At 56.1% G+C, this 1,609-nt stretch carries 1 protein-coding gene; it reads left to right on the top strand.

Annotated features, from left to right (window positions below; translation table 11 throughout):
* Positions 1-1,609: hypothetical protein (locus AC2YIT_RS32165; RefSeq protein ID WP_487281945.1), on the top strand; the 1,609-nt coding region annotated here is incomplete at both ends.

Below are 1,609 nucleotides of genomic sequence, written 5' to 3'. Positions count from 1 at the left end.
ACCGACAGGTACCACGATTACCAGCGTAGAAATCTGGGCGTCGACTACCTCGGATACATTCCATAACCTGATGGGCAAGGCAATCGCTGATGCCAGCCAACCCGGTGTTTACAAGCTGTTGGCTGAGGAAGGCAGTGCCGACGGGAAGTGGCCGGCAGCTTTGCTGGATCCGGGTACCTACCGCTTTTATGCCAAAGTCAAAACTGCAAGCACTACGTTCACTACCAGCTATATTACCGTCACCTTGATTGCTCCACCTGCGACAGGCTGCCCTGCTTTGACGGCCAGTATGCTCTCACCAGCCAACAATGCGAGCGTGGTTGGTACGCCCAGCACGACGACTGCTGGCAGGGTGATCACTGCCGTGAGCGTCAACACTTGCGTGCCCGCGGGCTCTACCATCACGAGCGTAGAGATTTGGGCGACAACCAGTACGGGGACTTTCCCCAACCGGATGGGCTATGCGGTAGCCGATGCCAGCCAACCTGGTGTTTACAAACTGGCTGCAGAGGAAGGCACTGCCAATGGGAAGTGGCCTGTCGCTTACCTGGATCCTGGTACCTACCGCTTTTACGCTATCGTGAAGACAGCGACAGCTACGGTCACCACCAACTACATTACTGTTACGTTGACTTCGCCTGCAACAGGTTGTCCTACCCTGACGGGCAGTATGCTCTCGCCGGCCGACAATGCCACAGTGGTGGGTACGCCCAGCACGACGACCGCTGGCAGGGTGATCACTGCTCTGAGCGTATCCACTTGTGTACCTGCGGGTTCGACGATTACCAGTGTGGAGATCCGGGCAACGACCACTTCCGGCACCTTCGATAACCGAATGGGGTATGCGATAGCCGATGCCAGTCAACCGGGCGTTTACAAGCTGGCTGCCGAGGAAGGCAGCGCCAATGGGAAGTGGCCTGTCGCTTACCTGGAGCCTGGTACCTACCGCTTTTACGCTATCGTGAAGACGGCCACAACTACGGTAACCACCAACTACATTACTGTTACGTTGACTTCGCCTGTCACAGGTTGTCCTACCCTGACGGGCAGTATGCTCTCGCCGATCGACAATGCCACAGTGGTGGGTACGGCCAGCACGACGACTGCTGGCAGGGTGATCACTGCCCTGAGCGTCAACACTTGTGTCCCGACAGGTACCACTATTACGAGTGTAGAAATCTGGGCATCAACTACCTCGGATACATTCCATAACCTGATGGGCAAAGCAATCCCTGATGCCAGCCAACCCGGTGTTTACAAGCTGTTGGCTGAAGAGGGTAGTGCCGACGGGAAGTGGCCGGCAGCTTTGCTGGATCCAGGGACCTACCGCTTTTACGCCAAAGTCAAAACTGCGAGCACTACGTTCACTACCAGCTATATTACCGTTACGTTGACTGCTCCTGTCACAGGTTGTCCCTCGCTGACGGCCAGTATACTCTCGCCAGCCAACAATGCTAGCGTAGTGGGTACGGCCAGCACGACTACTGCTGGCAGGGTGATTACCGCGATCAGCGTTACCACTTGTGTCCCGGCGGGTACCACTATTACGAGTGTAGAAATCTGGGCGTCGACTACCTCGGATACATTCCATAACATGATGGGCAAAGCA

The sequence above is a fragment of the Dyadobacter sp. SRI_021 genome (assembly GCF_057586235.1).
Note: the sequence above shows the minus strand (reverse complement) of the source record. Positions and strands in the feature narration are given on the sequence as shown.